We start from the raw sequence: 18909 nt of genomic DNA, 5'->3' as shown, positions 1-18909 counted from the left end.
TCACCGTCAATCCGGACGGACCGCCTAATCCTGCCGCCGCCCGGAATTCGCACCCACTCATCGTGTGGCAGGAGCGGGGGAACCAGGTAGGCCGCCGATCGGAGAAATCCGGCCGGCTAGGGGTGAAGTCGCGCTCGGCGCGGCCGGGCATCTCCAGCCCGAACCCGACAGCTCACCTCGCAGGCGCCGGAGAGGAAGCACGTCATGTCCATATCGGGTAAGCACCGTCGTACGAAGTCCAGCACCATCGCCCGTGGCATCGCCGCCGCAGGCGCCGGTGGTGCCGTCATCGCACTGCCGCTGCTCGGCGCCACCGGTGCCCACGCCGCGCCGCAGTCGGCCCCGGCCGCCGCGCCGCAGTCGGCCTCCGCCGCCGCCACGCACGCCGCCCCGGCCAAGCCGGTCGCGCAGAAGCAGGCCGCCACCACGACGTACTCCGTCGTCTCCGGCGACTACCTGTCGAAGATCGCCACCGAGCACAACGTCAAGGGCGGCTGGCAGAAGCTGTACCAGGACAACCGCAAGGTCGTCGGTGAAGACCCCGGCCTGATCTTCCCGGGCATGAAGCTGACGCTCGGCGGCAAGGAGCCGGGCCACGCCGCGTCCACCGGCGCCGGCGCGGGCGCGGCCCTCCCGTCGAAGGCCCCCTCGGTGCCCTCGTCGGTCGTGGAGAAGTCCGCCCCGGCCAAGTCCGCCCCGGTCAAGGCCTCGACGGTCACGGAGTCCAAGACCTCCGCCCCGGCAGGCCGGAGCAACAGCTCCGGCTACACCCACCCGGTCCCCGGCAACCACACCACCGGATACCGCGCCTCCGGCTCCAACTGGTCCAGCGGCAGCCACACCGGCATCGACTTCCCCGTCTTCACCGGCACCGGCGTGAAGACCATCACCTCCGGCACCGTCGTCACCGCCGGCTGGGGCGGCGCGTACGGCAACCAGGTCGTCATCAAGCACGCCGACGGCCACTACTCGCAGTACGGCCACCTGTCCTCGATCTCCGTCTCCGCGGGCCAGACCGTGAGCACCGGTCAGCAGATCGGCCTCTCCGGCGCCACCGGCAACGCCACCGGCCCGCACCTGCACTTCGAGGTTCGCACGGGCCCGGCGTACGGCTCGGACATCGACCCGATCGCCTACCTGGCTTCGCACGGCATCTACGTCTGAGCCGAACGGCCGGGCAGTTGAGCGACAAGGCATGACCTGAGCAACACAGAAGGGGCAGTGCGCGACGGCGCACCGCCCCTTCTGCTTATTCCCCCTTTACCAAAACCTGACCTGGTGGTCTATCTCGCCACCCGTCAACCCCTTATTACGGTCGCGTAGGTCACATTCAGCGGTGCAGGATGAGCGTTTGTGGCAGACGATTCGAGAAAAAATCAACGTGGCGTCATCAACCGACATGGCGTCATCGGGTCGTACGCAGCGATTGGCGACAGCTTCACCGAGGGAGTCGGCGACCCCGGCCCGGACGGAACCTTCGTCGGCTGGGCGGACCGTTTCGCGGTACTTCTCGCGGACCAGCTCCCGGACCCCGATGCGGGGACGGGCACCGAAGGCTCCGCTCACGGGAATTTCAGGTACGCCAATCTCGCCGTACGCGGACGCCTCCTCGACCAGATCGTCGAGGAGCAGGTGCCGCGCGCCAAGGAGCTCGCACCCGACCTGGTGAGCTTCTGCGCGGGCGGCAACGACATCATCAGGCCCGGCACCGACCCCGACGACGTGGCCGAGCGCTTCGAGCGCGCGGTCGCCGAGCTGGCCGAATCGGTCGGAACCGTCCTGGTCACCACCGGCTTCGACACCCGAGGCGTTCCCGTGCTGCGCCATCTGCGCGGCAAGATCGCCACCTACACCGCCCATGTGCGGTCCATCGCCGACCGCTACGACTGCCCGGTCCTCGACCTGTGGTCGCTGCGGTCCGTCCAGGACAGGCGCGCCTGGGACGACGACCGGCTCCATCTGTCGCCCGAGGGACACACCAGGGTCGCGCTGCGCGCCGCCCAGGTCCTCGGCATCGATGTGCCGGTCGACCCCGACCAGGAATGGCCCCCGCAGGCACAGCGCGGCACGCTCGAAGTACGGCGCGACGACATCCACTGGGCCCGCGAGTACCTGGTCCCGTGGATCGGCCGGCGGCTGCGCGGCGAGTCCTCCGGCGACCATGTCGAGGCGAAGCGGCCGGACCTCCTGCCGCTCTAGAAGATTGCTGAAAATGTTGGGTTCTGGCCTCGCTCCGGGTGGAGTGGGGTCAGTCTTGTGTCCATGCAGGGGGAATGGGCTGGGGAGAGCGTCGGCGAGGACGTGTGGGAGACGTGCCGGGAGTTGATCCCGGTCGGGAGCGTGTTCGCGTTTCTGGCCGAGCATCGCGAGGCCCTCTTCCCCGGTGCCATGTTCGCGGACATGTATCCCTCGACGAACGGGCGTCCCTCGCTGCCGCCGCAGGTCCTGGCCGCCACGGTTGTGCTGCAGAGCCTGCACGGGCTCTCGGATTTCGAGACGGTGCAGGAACTGCGCTGCGACCTGCGGTGGAAGGCCGCGTGCGGACTCGGGTTGTACGACACTGCCTTCGATCCGTCGCTGTTGACGTATTTCCGCCGTCGGCTGCAGCGTTCCGGTGACCCGAACCGGTTGTTCGCCAAGGTCAGAGAGGTCGTCGCGGCCACCGGTGTGCTCAAGGGCAGGCAGCGCAGGGCGCTGGACTCCACCGTGCTGGACGACGCGGTCGCCACCCAGGACACCGTTACCCAGCTGGTCGCCGCGATCCGCCGGGTGATCCGTGTGGTCCCCGGCGCCCAGCAGGTCGCCGACCAGTGGTGCACCGCCCACGACTACACCGACCCGGGTAAACCGAAGATCGCCTGGAACGACGAGCATGCCCGCGCCGCTTTGATCGACGCCCTGGTCACCGACGCACTGAACCTGCTCGGCCGGCTGCCCGACCAGGAGCTGGGAGAGGCAGCGGCGCACGCGGTCGGCCTGCTCGCCCTGGTTGCCGGGCAGGACGTGGAACCCGCCGACGGCTCCGACGGGCGGGACGGCCGGTGGCGCATCGCCCGGCGCACCGTCTATGACCGCACCGTGTCCACGGTCGATCCCGAGGCCCGGCATATCCACAAGAACCGCTCCCGCCACCAGGAGGGCTTCCGTGCCCACGTGGCCTTCGAGCCCGAGGAAGGCCTGTTCACCGAGGTCGCCCTGACCGCCGGCAGCGGGGCCCATAACCACGAGGCGGCCGTCGCCCGGGATCTCCTCGCCGATGAGGAAGCACCGGTCACCGTCCTGGGCGACACCGCTTACGGCACCGGCGAGTTACGCGAACACCTGCAAGAACAGGGACACGACCTGGTTCTCAAGCCACCACCGCTGCGGCCGGCCGTCCCCGGCGGTTTCACCGCCGACGATTTCGACGTCGACACCACGAACGGCCAGGTCACCTGTCCGGCCGGACACACCGTCCCCCTCGGTCAGAGGCGCCAGGGCGGGGAACGCCAGGCCCAGTTCAAGAAACTGTGCACCGGCTGTCCACTGCGGGAACACTGCACGAAGTCCAAGACCGGCCGGGTCTTCACCGTCCACGTCAAGTACGACCTGCTCAAGGCCGCCCGCGATCACGCCGCCAACAGCCCCGGCTGGCAGGCCGAGTACCGCCGCTGGCGGCCACCGGTCGAACGGGCCATTGCCTGGCTCGTCGCCCGTGGCAACCGCAGAGTGCCCTACCGAGGCGTTCTGAAGAACGACACCTGGCTCCACCACCGCGCAGCAGCCCTCAACCTCCGCCGACTGATCCACCTCGGACTCACCAGGACCGGCGACACCTGGCACCTCATCCCGTCCACCGCATAGCGAAAGGGCCGCCCGGCCTGCGGCCGGACAGCCCCCACACAAGATTTTCAGCAGCTTTCTAGGCCCGGACTTCGCGGGTCGTTGATTCGTATGGTGTGACCGGCTCGGGGGTGTCCCCGAGCCGGGGTGTGGCGTTGGGTGGGGTGTGTCGATGTCTTCCCGGTCCCCGCGGCCACGGTCCCAGCGTCAGCGCTTTGAAGTAGCGGTGACGTCCGTGGTGGAGAAGCGTCTGGGCGCTCTGCCTGTCGCTGCCGAGTTTCTGCGCCGGCTGGATGTCGCCGGGATTGTCGACGAGGTCTGTCCCGGTGGCGCGAGTGCGCTGGTGACGCACGGGCAGGTGATCGAGGCGCTGGTGGCCAACCGGCTGACCTCGCCCGCGCCGCTGGTGCGGGTGGAGGACTGGGCCAGGTGCTGGGCGGTGGAGGAGGTCTTCGGGATCGAGCCTGGGCTGCTGAACGACGACCGTCTGGCTCGTGCTCTGGACGCGATCGCTCCGGAGCTGGAGAAGATCGCGGGCACGGTCGGGGCGCGGGCGATCGGTGAGTTCGGGATCGATGTGTCCCGGATGCACTGGGACATGACCAGCATGTCCGTGCACGGGGCCTTCCCGGTCCAGGGCCAGGACGAGGACTTCCCCGTCATCAACTACGGGCATCCCAAGGACCGGCGGGTGGACTTGAAGCAGGTCCAGGCCGGACTCGCGGTGTCGGCCGATGGTGGCATTCCGCTCCATGCCCGGGTCTTCGGCGGGGCGGCGGCCGAGGTCAGCCAGGTCGTCGGGGCGATGAAGGACCTGCGGGCCATGGCCGACGAGCAGGAGTTCCTGATGGTTGCCGACTCCAAACTGGTATCCTACACCAACATCTCCGCCCTGCTGGCGGCCGGGGTGCAGTTCATTGCCCCGGCCCCGGCCGCGCAGGTCAAGGACGACGTCTACGCCGCACTCGACTTCTCGCAGGCCACCGTCGTGGACTGGACACCGGACCGGGACGCGGACAAGCCGGCCGAACAGCGCGAGTTCTACCGTGTGCTGGAGGACACCCACACCCTGAACGGGCCCCGCAAGAGCGATCCGCCGCTCACCGTGCGGCGGATCCTGGTCCACTCCACCGCGAACGCCGCGGGCCAGCAGGCCGCCCGGGCCAAACGCCTGGCCAAGGCCGCCGAGGAACTCGGCAAGCTCACCGCCGCAGCCGGCGGACGGCACTACAAGACCGCCGAGAAGATCACCGCCCGCGTCGGGGTGATCGCCGCCAAGCGCCGTGTCACCTCCTGCCTGCGCTTCACCGTTACCGAGAACGAGCACGGCATCCCGGCCCTGGCCTGGCACTTCGACACCGGCGTCCTGGACACCGAAGCCGCCGTCGATGGCTGGTACGCCTTGCTGACATCCACCCCGGCCGAGCAGGCCGACCCGGACCAGGTCCTGATCCACTACAAGGGTCAGGGCGCGGTCGAGCGCCGCTACCACGACTTCAAGGGCCCCCTCGCGGTCGCGCCCGTCTTCGTCCAGCACAACCGGCGTGTCGCCGCCCTGATCCAGGTCATCTGCCTGGCCCTGCTCGTCTTCTGTCTGATCGAGCGGCAGGTCAGACGCGCACTCGGCCCCGAACAGACCATGATCGGCCTCTACCCCGACAACCGCCGGGTCCGCCCCACCGGCCGCATGATCTTCTACCATCTCGGCGAACTCACCCTGCGGATCGGCCACATCACCGATCCGCCCACCGTCCAGATCACCCGTGGCGTCCAACTCCACCTCCTCGATCTCCTCGACACCGACATCGGACAAACCCGCTGGCCACAAACCTGAAACAGCGACCCGCGAAGTCCGGGTCTAGGCGGTGTCCGCCACCGTGGTGCCCTCGCTCGCCGGACGGGCTGGAGGTTCAGGCCCGTCCGGCGAGGGGCGACAACGGGGATGCCGGTATCCGTTCCAGCACACCGCCCGCGAAGACGTCGTACAGCGGCAGCGTCTCCAGATGCACGTAGCCGATGTGGCAGTCGCAGACAGCCAGCGGACAGGCCCGCGGGCCGAGAGAGCGCCGGTAGCTCCCGTCGTAGAGGTTGCCGAGCTCTGCCGGGACGAAATGGCAGCGCCGCACAGTGCCGTCGCCGTCCACCGAGATGACCGACTCGCCCGTCCGGCAGGGCAGTCCGGCCGACCGGTGCGGATGTCGGCTGTACGGGAAGAGCGGGTCGAGGCCCGTCCACCGATCCGCTTCCTCGTCCGTATAGGTGTGCCCCTCCGCGGCGTTCACCCAGAGATAGACCTCGTCCGGCAGGGCGGCCCGCAACCGCCGCGCCTCGTCGAGATGGTCGTCGAGACCGACGACACCGACGCTGTGGCGGATGCCGAGCGCGGTCAGCTCCCGGCACTTGGTGAGGAACCGCTCGTACGGCGTCTGCCCCGGGTGGTACGTACACCAGAGCGCGATCTTCTCGCGGCCGGCGTCCCCCGCCTCGGCCAGCCACCCCGTACGGGTGCTGAGATTGGTCTGGATCGCGACCCGGCCGATGTGCTGCAGCTGCGCCAGCTCGACCAGCGCACGCCGGTAACAGGAGCGGACCAGACCCTCGCCCCACGGGGTGAACAGGACCGAGATACGGTCGCCGGTCTGCGCCGCGGCCCACGCTGTGAACCGCTCCAGCGCGGCGCGGTCGGCGCGCAGCTGCTCCCGGCTGTCGCGCCGCTTGGCGAACGGGCAGTACGGGCAGTCGTAGTCGCAGGACGCGAGCGGACCCCGGTAGAGAATGGTCAGGTCCATGGGCGCGCTCACTTCAGTTCGTACGCGGCCATCGCGGCCCGTACGCCGGGGGAGAAGAGTTCGGGGCCCAGCGCGTCGGAGTGGGCCAGGCCCTCGGGGGAGAGCCGCAGCGGGCCGGACGCCCCGGCCGTCGCGTCGAGCCAGCCGCGTGCCTCGAACCGGGCCAGTTCAGCGGGGAAGTCGTCGGCCGGGGAGGTGCCGAACCGCTTCCGGTAGTCGGCGGGTTGCAGCCCCTCGGCCTGGAGGACGGACTGCAGGACGTGGCGGCGACGCGCCTCGTCGCCGTCGACGTACCGTCCGACCTCGGCGCGCGAGAAGTCCTCGGTCGCGGTGTAGCCGTCGATGATCGCCCGCACCTCACGCATCTCCACCGCGTAGTCGAAGGAGTAGTGCAGCTTCGAGGTGTACGAACGGGCGCCGCACCCCAGGCCGATCATGCCGTCGGTCTGGCAGGCATAGTCGTCGGGGCCGTCCGTCCGCGGGGCGTCGGCGCGGCGGAACATCCGCATGGACACCTGCTGGTAGCCGTGGGCGAGGAGATGGTCCCGGCCCGTGCGGTACAGCCGCAGCCGCTGTTCGTCCCAGGCGGCGCCCGCGGCTGCCTCGCCGTCGGCGCCGAGCCGCCCGAGACCGGTCAGCGGGCGGACATACAGCGGATAGAGATACAGCTCCTCCGGCTGCCAGCCGAGCGCCGCGTCCAGCGAGGTGCGCCAGCTGTCCTCGGTCTGCCCGTCGATGCCGTAGATCAGGTCGATGTTCAGGATCGGGATGCGGGCATCACGTATCCGGTCCAGCGCCGCCTCCACATCCGCGCGGCGCTGCGGTCGCACGGCGGCACGTGCCTCGGCTTCGACGAAGCTCTGCACGCCGATGCTGATCCTCGTCGTCCCGCGGTCGGCGAGGACAGCCAGCCGGTCGGCTGTCGCGGTCGACGGCGATGTCTCGACCGACAGCGGAACGGACCGCAGATCGGCGCCCATCCGCTTCTCCGCGATGTCGCAGAGCCGCTCCAGCTCCGCCGCGGTCAGGAACGTGGGAGTGCCCCCGCCGAACGCCGCCGCTGCGAAACGCACCGGCTCGGCGTCCCCCAGCGCGTCGCGGACGGCGGTGGCCTGCCGGTCCAGAGCATCGAGATACCGGGTCGTCAGCTCGTCGGGAGCGCCGATCCGGGTGAAGAGATTGCAGAAGCCGCAGCGGACCTCGCAGAAGGGTATGTGGAGATAGAGCGAGAGCGCATCCTTGCGTTCGGCCGCCCACAGCTCGCGCAACGCCGGCCGGTCGGCCAGGGGACGATAGGCGGTCTTGTGCGGATAGGCGTAGACATAGCTCTGGTACGGGCGGGTGATCTGCGAGACGGTCGTGGTGCGGCTCATGGTGCGGTGGCCCCCGGTTCCAGGAAGAAGTGCGCGTACGGAACGGTCCATACGGACTCGTGACCGAGCCGGTGACCGGTGTAGCCGTCATCCCCGTACGCCGTTCCGTGGTCGGAGCAGACGATGGCGAAACAGCGGCGACGGCTGCTCGCGGCGGCGAAGAGCCGGCCGATGTGGGCGTCGACGTACTCCAGGGCGGCGGCATGGGTGGCGCGGGAATCGCCCGCCTCGCGTGTGGCCCCCGGCTGGTGGAACCAGTTGGGCTGGTGCATGGCGGCCACATTGACGAAGAGGAACAGCCGCTGCTCGGCGGGGAGTTCGGCGACGACCTGCTCGGCACGGGCCACCTGCGCCTCGAAGGAAGTGGGCGACGCGACGCCGAACTCCGGTTCCCAGTGGCTCTCCTGGAACATGCCGGGCAGTACGGAGCCGAGCGGCCCCTGCCGGTTGAAGAAGCCGACGCCGCCGATGCACACCGTGCGGTAGCCCGCATCGGCGAGGCCGGACAGCAGATCGGGGGTGTCGAAGACAAAGGTGCCCGAAGCGGTGGACTCACTGCCCGCGAAACGCGCAGCGAACAGCCGGGGGTGCGGCCCCTGGCCGGCCGGTGTCGGCAGGAATCCCGCGAAGATCGCCTGGTGGGAGGCGTAGGTGAAGCTGCCGGGCGCATGCCGCTTCTCCCAGACACCGTCAGGCAGATGGCGCGCGAGATGAGGGATGCGTCCGGCGGCGGCGAGCTCCGCCGCCACGTCGTAGCGCAGTGTGTCCAGGGTGATGAGCAGCAGGTCGTGGCTGCCCACGATCTCGCTCATGTCGGGGTTCCGGGCGTCCGCGAGGGCGGGCACGGTGTCAGCAAGTGGCGGTTGCACGGTGGTTCCTTGCTCTGTTCAGTACGGCGGCGACCTGCGCCGCATAGGTGTCCAGGCCCTCGGCACCGCTGCCGGCAAGGCCGGTCAGCCCTGGCAGCAGATCGCCGAAGGCGTTGACCTCGCCGACGGCGAAGCGCCGCCAGCCGGTAGCGGGCAGCAGATCGACGCCCACACACAGCGTGTCCGGGAAACATGCCGCTGCCCGTTCGCACACGGCGAGGGCCTCGACCCAGCTGCTGCCCGCGGCCTCGACGGCCGCACGGACGTCGTCGAGACTTCCGCGCTCGCCGCCGAGGTGAAGATTGGTCATGGGGGAGTGGCTGGTGCGCACGACGGCATGGGTGGCGCGGCCGGCCACCACCACGACCCGCAGGTCCGCCGCGCGGCCGCGCTGGGTGGCCTTGGGCAGCCAGCGCTCGATGTGCAGCCCGTCCGGTGCGAGTGCGTCGACGATCGACGCGACCTCCCGCTCCGTCGTACAGCGGCGCACCCGCAGCGAGTTGAAGAGCCGGCCGGCCGTGTCGCGCTCCACCGATGTGGTCGCCCTGACCCGGCCGGGTCCGGCCGTCTCCACGGCCAGCACCCCCGAGGCGGACGAACCGTGCGCCGGCTTCACAAAGGCCCGGGGCATGCCATGGGCCGCCATCCGCTCGCGTACGTCCGCCCAGTCGCGCACGACGGGGGCCGCGGCTCCCGAGGTCGGCGACGCGGGTACGGGCACTCCGGCACCGTCCAGCACCGCATGGCAGAGCCGCTTGTCGAACAGCACCGCGACGTCGTCGGGGTCGTCGAGCAGAACGGCACCGGAAGCGGCTGCCGCCCGCGCCACTGCCCGTACAGCCGAGGTGAACCGGGCGTACCACAGGGCGGTCCCCTCGACCCTGGCCGGATCGTCGACCGCCCTGAGCAGCCGCTCCACCTCGGCGTCCTCACCGGGCGAGTCCATCCGTACGGTCTCGCCCGGCCGGAAGGCGGCCTCGCCGCGCAGGACGTCCAGCCAGGGCACGACCCGCGCGGGCGGCAGCCCGGCGGCGCGCACGGCGTCCTGGAAGAGCGCGACCCGGCGGTTGCCGGGATTGCAGACGACCGCGAAGCGCGGCATGAGGCTATTCGTCGACGGAGACATAGCGGGGCTCGTCGTCCTCGGGATCCCAGTAGTCCGCTTCGTCGAGATCGACGTGGACACCCTGGGGCGGGAGCAGGTCCTGAATACGGGAGATCAGCGCATCGGTGATGTAGTGGTGATGCAGATCCAGCGATGTCAGATGGGTCAGCGGCTGGCCGTCCAGGAGCGCCTGGGCGCCCGTGTCACTGAGGGTTCCCATCGCGAGCGAGAGCGACTCCAGTTGGGCGACCACCGGGGCGGAGGCCACAGCTGCGGCGATCTCATCCTGGATCTCGCTGTTCTGCAGTCCCAGATGGCGCAGTTTCGGGAATCGGCCGCCCGACAGCAGCGGTGCGAGATCGGCAACCGTCGTATCGCCGCCGTAGAACGAGACACCGAGCCAGAGTTCGAGGCGTTCCAGCGCGGGCAGCTCCGACGCGCCGATCGCGCGCACGACATCCGCGGCCAGACCGCCCGACTCGAACCTGAGAGATTTCAGCGACTCGTGCCGCACCGGCCGCAGGGCCAGACGCTCCTGGTCCTGCATGTATTCGCCGCACCCGCGTACCGTCAACTCCTCCAGCTGCGGGAACGCCTCGATCACCGGGGTGATGTCGGCCATCTCCAGCCACGACAGCTCGCACTCCTCGCTGACGACATCGGCGAGGAAGATCGCCCTCAGGGCCGGAAAGCGGTCCACGTGGGCGGACAGCAGCTCGACGACTGGCGCAAAGGGCTCGTACTCGTCCTGCCACCAGGGACCGATCAACAGAGCCTGAACACCAGCCGTGTCGACCGTGTCGAGGAAGTGCTGCCACAGCGCGGCGAACGTCAGACCGTCCCGCCAGGCGCTCTCCAGCCGCCACGCGACCGCGTCGGCCGCCGGGAGCGGCGCGGTGCTCGACTCGGCCGGCCCCGGCAGAGTCAGCACCGGCAGGCTGTGAAAGACCTCCGGGTGTTCGATGTCAGTCATCGCGCATCACTCCGAGATCGCGGTGTAGCGGCCTTCGGCACCGCGACCGCCCCAGGGCTCCTCGCGCTCCGACACATCGACCTGCACCCCATGGGGTTCCAGCGCCTGCATGATCCGGCGCTCCATCGGCTCGGTCATGAAGTGGTGGTGCAGATCCAGCCGTTCGAGATGGGTGAGCGGCTGGCCGTCCAGCAGCGCCGCCGCGCCCTCGTCACCCAGCGTGCCGTGCGACAGGTCGAGGGTACGGAGCTGGGCGACGACCGGGGCACCCGCGACGGCCGCCGCGATCTCGTTCTGCACCTCGCTGTTGCGCAGACCGAGGTGGTGGAGGCGGGGGAAGCGGGAGCCGGAGAGCAGGGGGGCCAGGTCCGCCACATCGGTGTCGCCCCCGTACGCGGAGACGCCGAGCCAGAGGTCGAGCCGCTCCAGCGCGGGCAGTTCGCTGTCCAGGATGCCGCGGATCACTCCGACCGGCAGGCCGCCGGTCTCGATGGTCAGCGAACGCAGCCGCTCGTGCTTCGTGGGGGAGAAGACCAGATCCGTGCCGCCCCGCACGCCCAGCTCCAGCAGGCCGGGGAACGCGGCCAGCAGTGCGGTGACATCGGACTGCTCGATCCAGGAGATCTCGTTCTCCTCCGGGGTGATGTCGCCGACGAAGACGGCCTCCAGCGAGGTCAGCCGGTCGGCCGCGGCGATGACCAGATCGATCGGGTAGGACGAGGTCTCCTCGTACGACTCGCCCCACTGACCGATGATGAGCGCCCGCACACCGGCCGGGTCGACCGCCGTCAGAAACGCCTGGAACGCCGCCTCCCAGGTCATCTCACACTCGTCGTCGTACGGATCGACCGAGATGCGCCAGGCCGCCGCATCGGCTGCCTGCACCGGCGTTTCCTTCGTCGCGTGCTGGAAGTCGACGGCGGGAAGGCCGAGCAACTCGTGCAGATGGTCCACACCGGACATGACCCTGAGCTCCTGGTACTGGGGGACGGCTGATGTCCGCAAGGTTTATCAAGCCGCACTGACAACCGCGCGACCGGGGACCGTCCGTGACATGTCCACCGGCACCCGTGGGAGCCGGTCGCCGGTCGATTGTCAGACCCTCCCCTTAGCGTTTTCCTCGTGGCCGGCACAGCGGGTGCGGCCATCGAGGGGAGACGTCTGTGTACCGGCAGGGCGATGTACTGATCGTGTCGTTGGAGGATTCGGCGGTGCCCGCACATCTTGTGGACGCGCCGGGTGAACCGAGGGACGGCCGGGGGCGGATGATCCTCGCGCTGGGCGAGGTCACCGGCCACGCCCATGCGGTTCAGGGGCCGGGCCGGCTGATGCGTGAGGCGGGTGCCTTCGGGCCGATGCTGCTCCATCTCCCCGAAGGCGGGCGGGTGGTTCACGAGGAGCACGCGGCGATACCGCTGTCGAAGGGCTGGTACCGAGTGGTGCGCCAGCGGGAGTACGCCCCGGGGGCGGTTCGCATCGTCGCGGACTGACGCCGCCGGGCCCCCAGGGCAGCAGCGGATCCGCGTGCCGGATCACAGGTCCGGGGCACGCAGACAAAGAATACTGAACGACACGGAATCAGGGGACGGGGAAGACCGATGCAGTACGTGGACTCATGGCGGGCCGTGGCAGCGGCGACCGGCGCGGCGGACCGGGCCGCGGCCGAGGACGGGCTGCGGCTCGCCTATCGCAGCGCAGGACTTGCCGAGCCGGAGCGGATCGTCTGGGTCGACTCGCCCAGGGCCGCCGTGGAGGCCGTCGAGAAGCTCGTCGATGCCGGACGCTCGGTGCGGGACGAGGTGCGGACCCGGCCCTGGGCTCAGGAGCGGCGCCGGATGTACGACGAGCTGGGCCCGGCGGGCTGGTCCGCCCTGTGGTCAGCCACGGGGGCACAGCTCTGGGAGACCACGGCGGCGCTCGCCGAGCGGATCAGGGCCGGTGTCGTCGCGGACCTCACGGAACGCCCCGAGGACGAGTCCGATGTCCGGCTCGTGCTGCTCGACGCGGTCCTGGGCCAGCACGATGCGGCCTGGCTCGCCGCGTTCGACGGCCGGGGTGAGCGGCTTGACGGTTTGGCAGAGGTCGCGAGGCACGCGGGCTGGTGGTGGCCGTACGAGCGTGTCGTGGTGATCAGCGAGCGCCCCGAGGCGCTCCACCGGGACGAGGCGGGCCGGCTCGACCGCGGGGACGGCCCGGCACTCGCCTACCGCGACGGCTTCGCGCTCCACGCCTGGCGGGGCATGCCCGTACCCGCCGAATTCCTCGCGGAACTGAACTCCCTGACCCCCGAGCGGATACGTGAGGAGGAGAACGCGGAACTGCGCCGCGTGATGCTGGAGTTCTACGGTTACGACCGCTACCTCACCGAGTCCGGCGCCGAGCCGGTTCATCGGGACGAGACGGGCATCCTCTGGCGGATCGCGCTGGACGGCGACGAGGACGTGGTGATGGTCGAGGTCGTCAACTCCACCCCGGAGCCGGACGGAACCCACCGCACCTACTGGCTCCGGGTGCCGCCCGGCACGAGGACCGCAAAGGAGGGTGTGGCCTGGACCTTCGGACTTCAGGGGGATGCGTACGCACCCCTGCGCCAGACCTGACCTTCGTCGGCCGAGCAGGCGGAGCGCCTTTCAGATCCCGGCGTCGAGGTGGGCGCCGATCCCTATGAAGGCCTGGACCAGCGGCGCCGGGGGGACCGAGGGTGACATGACCTGGGAGGCGAAGTGCGCGATGACCAGGTCCAGTTCGGGGGAGATGAACAGGCGCTGCCCGTGGATGGCGTTGGCCATAGCCAGTGCTTTCGGCGCGGCCTGGGCCCTCTCCCTCAGCCAGGCCTGGCTCCCCGTCCATCTGAGAACAGAGCTGGAGATGACGCCCGCCCGCGCGGCCACCACCATCAGCGTCATCTCCGCCTTCAGCCTCGTCCTCCTGCTGCCCCTCTCCCCGCTCGTCGATGCCCTGAGATCGCGCGGCGTGTCCAGCCGCTGGTCCAGCGGCGCCCTGCAAGGCCCTGCCGTGGTCGTCGCAGGCACCGCGATGGCCGTCTTCCCCTTCGTCGATGCGTCCGGTCCGCGCCTCGTGCTGATCGGGGTGACCTTCGGCGGACACGCCATCGCCATCCCCCTGCACTACATGACCACCGCGGATGTCGTGCCCACCTGCCAATGAGGAGCGCTCTTCGGCATCGTCGCGGCCACCGGCACGCTGTCCGGCCTCGTCGCACCCTTCCTCACTGGCCGCATCATCGACAACGCAGGCTCGGAATCGGCCGGTTACCTCGTGGCCTTCCTCATCGCCGCCGCGGTCATGCTCGCCGCCGGAGTCTTCGCCATCGCCGCCATCCGGCCCGAACGCGACGCCGTACGGCTCGGCATCCCCCGCCCGGACCGCCGGGAAGCCGGCACACCGGGTGATCCACCAAGGGAAAGCGCGTTTCAGGCCGTCAGTGCCGCACGGTCGATGCCGAGTTCACGGGCGAGGGCCTCGTCGGTCCAGGCCAGCATCGTGGCCCGGGAGAGCGGACCCGCGTACGACGTCATCTGTACAGCCAGGCCGTCCAGCAGGGCGGTCAGCCGCCAGGCCACGGACATCGGGTCGTCACAGTGGAACTCACCGGCGGCGGCGCCCTCTTCGATGACCTCGGCCAGCTCCGCCTTCCACTGCTGGTCGAGATCGCCGGCCACATTGCGCAGCGCAGGGTCGCGCAGCGAGGCCGCCCAGCCCTCGATCCACAGCCGCCAGCCCTTGGCCTGGCCCGTCGGGGCGTACCAGCGGACGGCGGCGCGCAGCCGCCGTACCGCACTGGTGCGGCGGCTCAGAAGCTTGCGCAGATGGGCGAGGTCGGCCTCGGCGGCATGCGCGAAGGCGGCCGCGACCAGCTTCTCCTTGGTCGAGAAGTGGTAGAGCACGAGCGCATTGCTCACACCGAGCACGGCGGCCACGTCGGCGATCCGTACCGCTGCGACCCCCCGCACCTCGATCTGTTCGACGGCAGCGCGCAGGAGCTCCTCACGCCGTTCCGCCACGCTCAACCGCACTCTTGCCACGGCGTCACCCTAACGAATGCGCGGGGCGCGGGCAGGCAGGGGGCGGAGCCGCGTACGGCCCCGCCCCTGTTCATCCGACGCCCGGGGCGCCGGCCTGCACCGTCAGCACCAGATGTCGGCGCAGCCGGAGTTGTACGCGTCGATCAGGGTCTCCGTCAGCGAAGCACCGGAGGTGTCCGTGACGGTGGACCTCAGATCGACCTTGGCGGTCCCGAGGGCCGGCACGGTGACCTTCCAACGGCCGTCCGCCCCGCGAGCCGCCGCGGCCTGCTTCCAGTCGGTGCCGTCCGTTGCGTACCAGACCTTCAGTGAGGCGATGGGAAGCGCCTTCCGGCTGCCCTGCGCGGAGAGACCGACCGTGTAGTCGAGCGGTTTCGCGGGGTCGGCCGCGTTCTCGCCGGTGAGCGGCAGCCGGTAGTCGAGGTCCAGTAGCCGGGCCGGTGCGGCCGCCTTCTCGTGCCCGGAGCGAAGACGCCACTCGCTGGTGACCCTGGTCCCGAACATCCAGGTCACCGGATCCGGCGACGTACGCGTGGCATCGACGGTCAGTCGGTACCAGCTCTCCTTGCGCGGCAGGTCGAATGTGGCGCGTCCCGGTGCGGCATTGCGGGCCAGCACCTTTCCGCTGTCGTCCGTCAGGACCGTGCTCCCGCTGTCCGCACCCGGTGCCGTCTCGGCCCGGTGCCCGGCCGCGTCGGAGAACATCGGGAGCGCCACCCTCAGCTTGTCACCCTCCCTGGTGACCTGAGCGGCACCGGCCTGCTTGCCGAGCGCCGGGTTGAAGGGGGCGGACATCCAGTCGTCCCGGTGGTCGCCGTCCTTGCGGTACACGGTGGGTGCGCTGACCAGCGTGCCCAGCGGGTAGACCCGGTGGCCGACGTCGTACTGGTAGTGGAAGGTCGCCGTCGTCCACGCCACGTCCGGGGTGAAGTACAGCGTCTGCTCCGACGGCGGACGGTAGAGAGCGGCCTGCTGATACAGCGTCAGCCCGTGCCAGGTCGTCCAGGCGTACATGCCCTTGGGGTCTGACGGGTAGCCGTGGGTGCGCTGTGTCGTCCGCACCTGGGCCAGCTCGGACCGTCGGTCGAACCAGTCGGCCCCGGCCGGGACCCGGCCGTCGACCGAGTGGTGCAGATAGTAGACGTCCGCCCCGGTGCTGACGCCGTCGAGCGTCAGTGTCAATGGGCCCTCGGCCAGCCGGTCCCGCAGCGCGGGCAGGCTGGCCCGGTCCAGCCGGAGCACCGGTGTCGGCTTGTAGACGGAGAGTCCGTAGCCGACGTACATGATGGCGGCCGTGCCCGCGTCGGACAGTTTCTGGTAGAGGGCGTTGTTGATCGGGGTCTGGCTGGTCGCGGGCGTCCACAGCACGATCTTGCCCTTGAGGTCCATCGCCGCCGGGTCGGTGTCCGCCCCGGTGCCGATGTCGACGACCTCACCGGTCGCTGTGCCCAGCCAGCGGTAGATGCTGTACTGCGACAACAGCAGCTTCAGCGCGTTCACCGAGGAGCCGGGCTCGTGCGCGTCGACCTCACGCTGCTGCCAGCTCAGCCCGCCGAAGAAGGTGAGCCCGTCCAGCGCGCCGCCGGTGGTGGGTACGGCCTCGACCCGGTACTGACCGGCGGAACTCGGTGCGATCAGACCGTTGTCCACGGCGCCGGAACCGGTGTCGATCCGCGAGGCGATTCCGGTTGTCGACTGGAGGGCCACCCGGGCGGACCCGTCGTCCACCCCGACCCGTACCGGCTTCGCGCCCTTGGTGTCCAGCGTGGCCGAGGTGTCCTGATCCACCGTCACCCGTCGGGCGAAGTGAATCGCCGTGCTGCCGACGACGGTGTTGTCCACCTTGTCGTACTCCCAGGTGTGCCCGAGGACGCGGTAACTGCCGCGCGGCAGCGTCACCTTCCTCGGCGTGGTGCCCGTCAGCCCGATCATCTGGGACGCACCGGTCTTCTCGTTCTGCAGCACCACACCCGTCGAGGTGGCCTCGCTGCCCTCACGCGGCGCGGGACCGGTCAGGGTGAGGGTGTACGTCTCCGGATCGGCCTGGATCGAGACGGGTACGGTCGCCCGTCCGCCTCCTGGCCAGGTCGCGGTCACGGCACCGCCGTACGTCGTGCCCGCCTCGACCCGCGACGGTTCGAGGGTGACCTTCGAGACGGCGGAGGAACGCGCCGGCACGGTCAGCGTCTGCGCGTCGAGGCGTACCGCCGAGCCCTGCCCCGCGGAGAGCCGCAGTCTCACCGGCTTGTCGGTGGTGTTCGTCCACGTCAGCTCGCGGCTCTGCGGCTCGGCGGAGGCGTTCGGGTACGTGGTGTGGGCGGCCAGCGTGGCGGGTTCGGCGACCACCGCGGTGGCCAGCGCGGCCGGTACGTCGGCGAGACCCGAACCGGTGTCGGAGACCGTCGCACCGTCCACCGGCGCGGCGCTGCCGATCAGTGCCGCCTTCAGCCGGGCGCCGGACCAGTCGGGGTGCCGCTGCGCCAGCAGGGCCGCGGCGCCCGCCACATGCGGGCTCGCCATCGACGTACCGGAGAGCGAGGCGTACCGCTCGGTGACGGCGGCGTCGTCAAGTGTGCCGGCGGCACGCGCGGCGACGATGTCGCTGCCGGGGGCGGAGATCTCCGGTTTGACGGCGGGCCGGCCCTGACGCGGTCCGCGTGAGGAGAACGCCGACATCTCACCGGACTTGGTGACCGAGCCGACCGTCAGAGCGGCGTCGGCGGCACCGGGTGCGCTGATCGTCCGGTCGCCGCTGTTGCCCGCGGCGATCACGAAGAGCGTGCCGTGCTCGGCGGAGAGCTTGTCGACGGCGGCCGACAACGGGTCGGTGCCGTCGGACGCCACGCTCGAGCCGAGGCTCATGTTGACGACCTTGACATCCTGGTCGACGGCCCACTGCATGCCCGCCAGGATCCAGGAGGTGTAGCCGTAACCGTCGTTGTTGAGCACCTTGCCCTCGACGAGCTCGGCGCCCGGTGCCACACCCGCGTACCGGCCCTCGGAGGCGGCCCCGGAACCGGCGATGATCGAGGACACATGGGTGCCGTGGCCCTGCATGTCCTGCACGTCGCCGTCATCGGTGAAGTCCTGCGAGGCGACGACGGCGCTCTTCAGATCGGGGTGGTCCCGGTCGTAGCCGGTGTCGAGAACGGCAACTCTGGTGCCCTTCCCGGTGATCCCGGCACGATGCGCCCGGTCGGCGCCGATCTGCGGTACGGACCTGTCGAGCGTGGCCCGCACCCTGCCGTCGAGCCAGACCTTGCCGATGCCCTCGGTGCGGGCCCGCGATTCCGTGCCGAGCCGCTTCCAGACGGTGTCGGCCGACTTCTTCGGCACCTTCAGCGCGGTGGTCTGCGCGGTCGGGAAGGCCGCGGCGACCCGTGCGCCCTTCGGGGCGCGGGGGCTCCCGGACGACGATGCGGCACCGCCGACGAGGATGCGCAGCGAGTCCGTATCGGCATCCGAGTAGCCCGAGGCGACGAGCTCGGTCACATCGAACAGCCGCTGGTCCACACGGCCCCGGGAGATCCGGCCCATGGCGTCGATCGGTACCGCGTATTCGTGGCCCCCGGCCCGGAAGCGGGTGAAGCCCATGCCCTCGCGGCCGGTTGCCGGCACGATCGAGCTGATCTGTACGCCGTCCCCACGGCCGGAGTACGTCACCACATCGCCGGTCAGCAGGGTGACGGTGCTGCTCGCGCCGCCTGTTCCCGGGGATGTGGACGGGGCGGCGAAGGCGGGTGTGTTGTCGGCGGCGGCGGGCAGTGTTCCACCGGCAAGGGCGGCGGCAAGCGCGGTGGCGCAGACCGCCGCCCATCTGGTCCGTCTCGTTCTCACCTCGTGAACTCGTGTGTTTTCAGGGGGTGGTGAGGTGAGAGTGTCAGGAGCATGGCGGATTGGAGCTGGGTCGGAGCTGGCGGATAGCTGCCATG

At 70.2% G+C, this 18909-nt stretch carries 16 protein-coding genes and 1 riboswitch; of the genes, 7 read left to right on the top strand and 9 right to left on the bottom strand.

All coding sequences use genetic code 11. The features are described from left to right. Positions 1–40: 40 nt before the first annotated feature. Positions 41–199, top strand: a riboswitch (cyclic di-AMP (ydaO/yuaA leader). A 5-nt stretch (positions 200–204) separates the two neighbouring features. The 4 genes from OG953_RS06640 to OG953_RS06625 all read left to right on the top strand — a co-directional run bounded on the left by OG953_RS06640 (position 205) and on the right by OG953_RS06625 (position 5656). Beyond that, entirely contained in the window at positions 205–1164 is a 960-nt protein-coding gene (locus tag OG953_RS06640; protein WP_405683012.1) for a peptidoglycan DD-metalloendopeptidase family protein, read from the top strand. 189 nt (positions 1165–1353) lie between these two features. After that, positions 1354–2199 carry an SGNH/GDSL hydrolase family protein gene (locus OG953_RS06635; protein WP_405683011.1) on the top strand — a complete coding sequence of 282 codons (846 nt, stop codon included), beginning with the start codon at positions 1354–1356 and terminating at the stop codon, positions 2197–2199. Positions 2200–2262: 63 nt separating this feature from the next. Beyond that, complete coding sequence (locus tag OG953_RS06630; RefSeq protein WP_405683010.1) at positions 2263–3843, top strand: IS1182 family transposase; 1581 nt, start codon at positions 2263–2265, stop codon at positions 3841–3843. 214 nt (positions 3844–4057) lie between these two features. Beyond that, positions 4058–5656, top strand: a complete 1599-nt coding sequence (locus OG953_RS06625; RefSeq protein WP_405682397.1) for an IS1634 family transposase — start codon at positions 4058–4060, stop codon at positions 5654–5656. 76 nt (positions 5657–5732) lie between these two features. Here OG953_RS06625 and OG953_RS06620 read toward each other — a convergent pair whose 3' ends face one another. The 6 genes from OG953_RS06620 to OG953_RS06595 are packed head-to-tail and all read right to left on the bottom strand — an operon-like array spanning position 5733 to position 11894. Next, complete coding sequence (locus OG953_RS06620; RefSeq protein WP_405683009.1) at positions 5733–6611, bottom strand: STM4011 family radical SAM protein; 879 nt, start codon at positions 6609–6611, stop codon at positions 5733–5735. A gap of 8 nt (positions 6612–6619) precedes the next feature. Further along, positions 6620–7984: an STM4012 family radical SAM protein gene (locus OG953_RS06615; RefSeq protein ID WP_405683008.1), complete on the bottom strand. Its 1365-nt coding sequence runs from the start codon at positions 7982–7984 to the stop codon at positions 6620–6622. Next, a complete protein-coding gene (locus tag OG953_RS06610; RefSeq protein WP_405691685.1) occupies positions 7981–8796 on the bottom strand; it encodes an STM4013/SEN3800 family hydrolase in 816 nt (271 codons plus the stop codon). Before OG953_RS06610 ends, OG953_RS06615 begins: the two co-directional genes overlap by 4 nt. Before the next feature lie 37 nt (positions 8797–8833). Continuing rightward, the gene (locus tag OG953_RS06605) at positions 8834–9955 is read right to left on the bottom strand and encodes an STM4014 family protein (protein ID WP_405683007.1); all 1122 of its coding nucleotides are present in this window, start codon (positions 9953–9955) and stop codon (positions 8834–8836) included. Between the two features lie 4 nt (positions 9956–9959). Further along, entirely contained in the window at positions 9960–10931 is a 972-nt protein-coding gene (locus OG953_RS06600) for an STM4015 family protein (protein WP_405683006.1), read from the bottom strand. A 6-nt stretch (positions 10932–10937) separates the two neighbouring features. Beyond that, the gene (locus OG953_RS06595) at positions 10938–11894 is read right to left on the bottom strand and encodes an STM4015 family protein (protein ID WP_405683005.1); all 957 of its coding nucleotides are present in this window, start codon (positions 11892–11894) and stop codon (positions 10938–10940) included. Positions 11895–12094: 200 nt separating this feature from the next. Here OG953_RS06595 and OG953_RS06590 point away from each other — a divergent pair, with 200 nt between their 5' ends. Further along, complete coding sequence (locus tag OG953_RS06590; RefSeq protein ID WP_405683004.1) at positions 12095–12421, top strand: hypothetical protein; 327 nt, start codon at positions 12095–12097, stop codon at positions 12419–12421. Between the two features lie 108 nt (positions 12422–12529). Further along, on the top strand, positions 12530–13531 hold the full coding sequence (locus OG953_RS06585) for a DUF6745 domain-containing protein (RefSeq protein ID WP_405683003.1): 1002 nt from the start codon (positions 12530–12532) through the stop codon (positions 13529–13531). Positions 13532–13561: 30 nt separating this feature from the next. On the opposite strand, the gene OG953_RS06580 is transcribed toward OG953_RS06585, so the two are convergent. Then, a complete protein-coding gene (locus OG953_RS06580; RefSeq protein WP_405683002.1) occupies positions 13562–13720 on the bottom strand; it encodes a hypothetical protein in 159 nt (52 codons plus the stop codon). Between OG953_RS06580 and OG953_RS06575 the strand changes: the two genes are divergently transcribed. Continuing rightward, a complete protein-coding gene (locus tag OG953_RS06575; RefSeq protein WP_405683001.1) occupies positions 13707–14099 on the top strand; it encodes a hypothetical protein in 393 nt (130 codons plus the stop codon). The genes OG953_RS06580 and OG953_RS06575 overlap by 14 nt on opposite strands. Before the next feature lie 266 nt (positions 14100–14365). On the opposite strand, the gene OG953_RS06570 is transcribed toward OG953_RS06575, so the two are convergent. Next, positions 14366–14977 (bottom strand): TetR/AcrR family transcriptional regulator, encoded by a 612-nt coding sequence (locus tag OG953_RS06570; RefSeq protein ID WP_351262012.1) that lies wholly within the window; start codon positions 14975–14977, stop codon positions 14366–14368. Positions 14978–15079: 102 nt separating this feature from the next. Further along, positions 15080–18814, bottom strand: coding sequence for a S8 family peptidase (locus tag OG953_RS06565; protein ID WP_405683000.1), 3735 nt, complete (start codon positions 18812–18814; stop codon positions 15080–15082). Positions 18815–18909 lie beyond the last annotated feature (95 nt).

This window comes from Streptomyces sp. NBC_00057, assembly GCF_045041165.1.
Lineage (GTDB): Bacteria > Actinomycetota > Actinomycetes > Streptomycetales > Streptomycetaceae > Streptomyces.
The sequence above is the reverse complement of the archived record's forward strand: the minus strand, read 5'-3'. Positions and strand labels throughout refer to the sequence as shown.

Coding starts and splice junctions, on each gene's coding strand:
- OG953_RS06640 (WP_405683012.1), top strand. CDS start 205: ATGTCCATATCGGGTAAGCACCGTCGTACGAAGTCCAGCACCATCGCC.
- OG953_RS06630 (WP_405683010.1), top strand. CDS start 2,263: ATGCAGGGGGAATGGGCTGGGGAGAGCGTCGGCGAGGACGTGTGGGAG.
- OG953_RS06620 (WP_405683009.1), bottom strand. CDS start 6,611: ATGGACCTGACCATTCTCTACCGGGGTCCGCTCGCGTCCTGCGACTAC.
- OG953_RS06615 (WP_405683008.1), bottom strand. CDS start 7,984: ATGAGCCGCACCACGACCGTCTCGCAGATCACCCGCCCGTACCAGAGC.
- OG953_RS06610 (WP_405691685.1), bottom strand. CDS start 8,796: ATGAGCGAGATCGTGGGCAGCCACGACCTGCTGCTCATCACCCTGGAC.
- OG953_RS06605 (WP_405683007.1), bottom strand. CDS start 9,955: ATGCCGCGCTTCGCGGTCGTCTGCAATCCCGGCAACCGCCGGGTCGCG.
- OG953_RS06600 (WP_405683006.1), bottom strand. CDS start 10,931: ATGACTGACATCGAACACCCGGAGGTCTTTCACAGCCTGCCGGTGCTG.
- OG953_RS06595 (WP_405683005.1), bottom strand. CDS start 11,894: ATGTCCGGTGTGGACCATCTGCACGAGTTGCTCGGCCTTCCCGCCGTC.
- OG953_RS06585 (WP_405683003.1), top strand. CDS start 12,530: ATGCAGTACGTGGACTCATGGCGGGCCGTGGCAGCGGCGACCGGCGCG.
- OG953_RS06575 (WP_405683001.1), top strand. CDS start 13,707: ATGGCGTTGGCCATAGCCAGTGCTTTCGGCGCGGCCTGGGCCCTCTCC.
- OG953_RS06580 (WP_405683002.1), bottom strand. CDS start 13,720: ATGGCCAACGCCATCCACGGGCAGCGCCTGTTCATCTCCCCCGAACTG.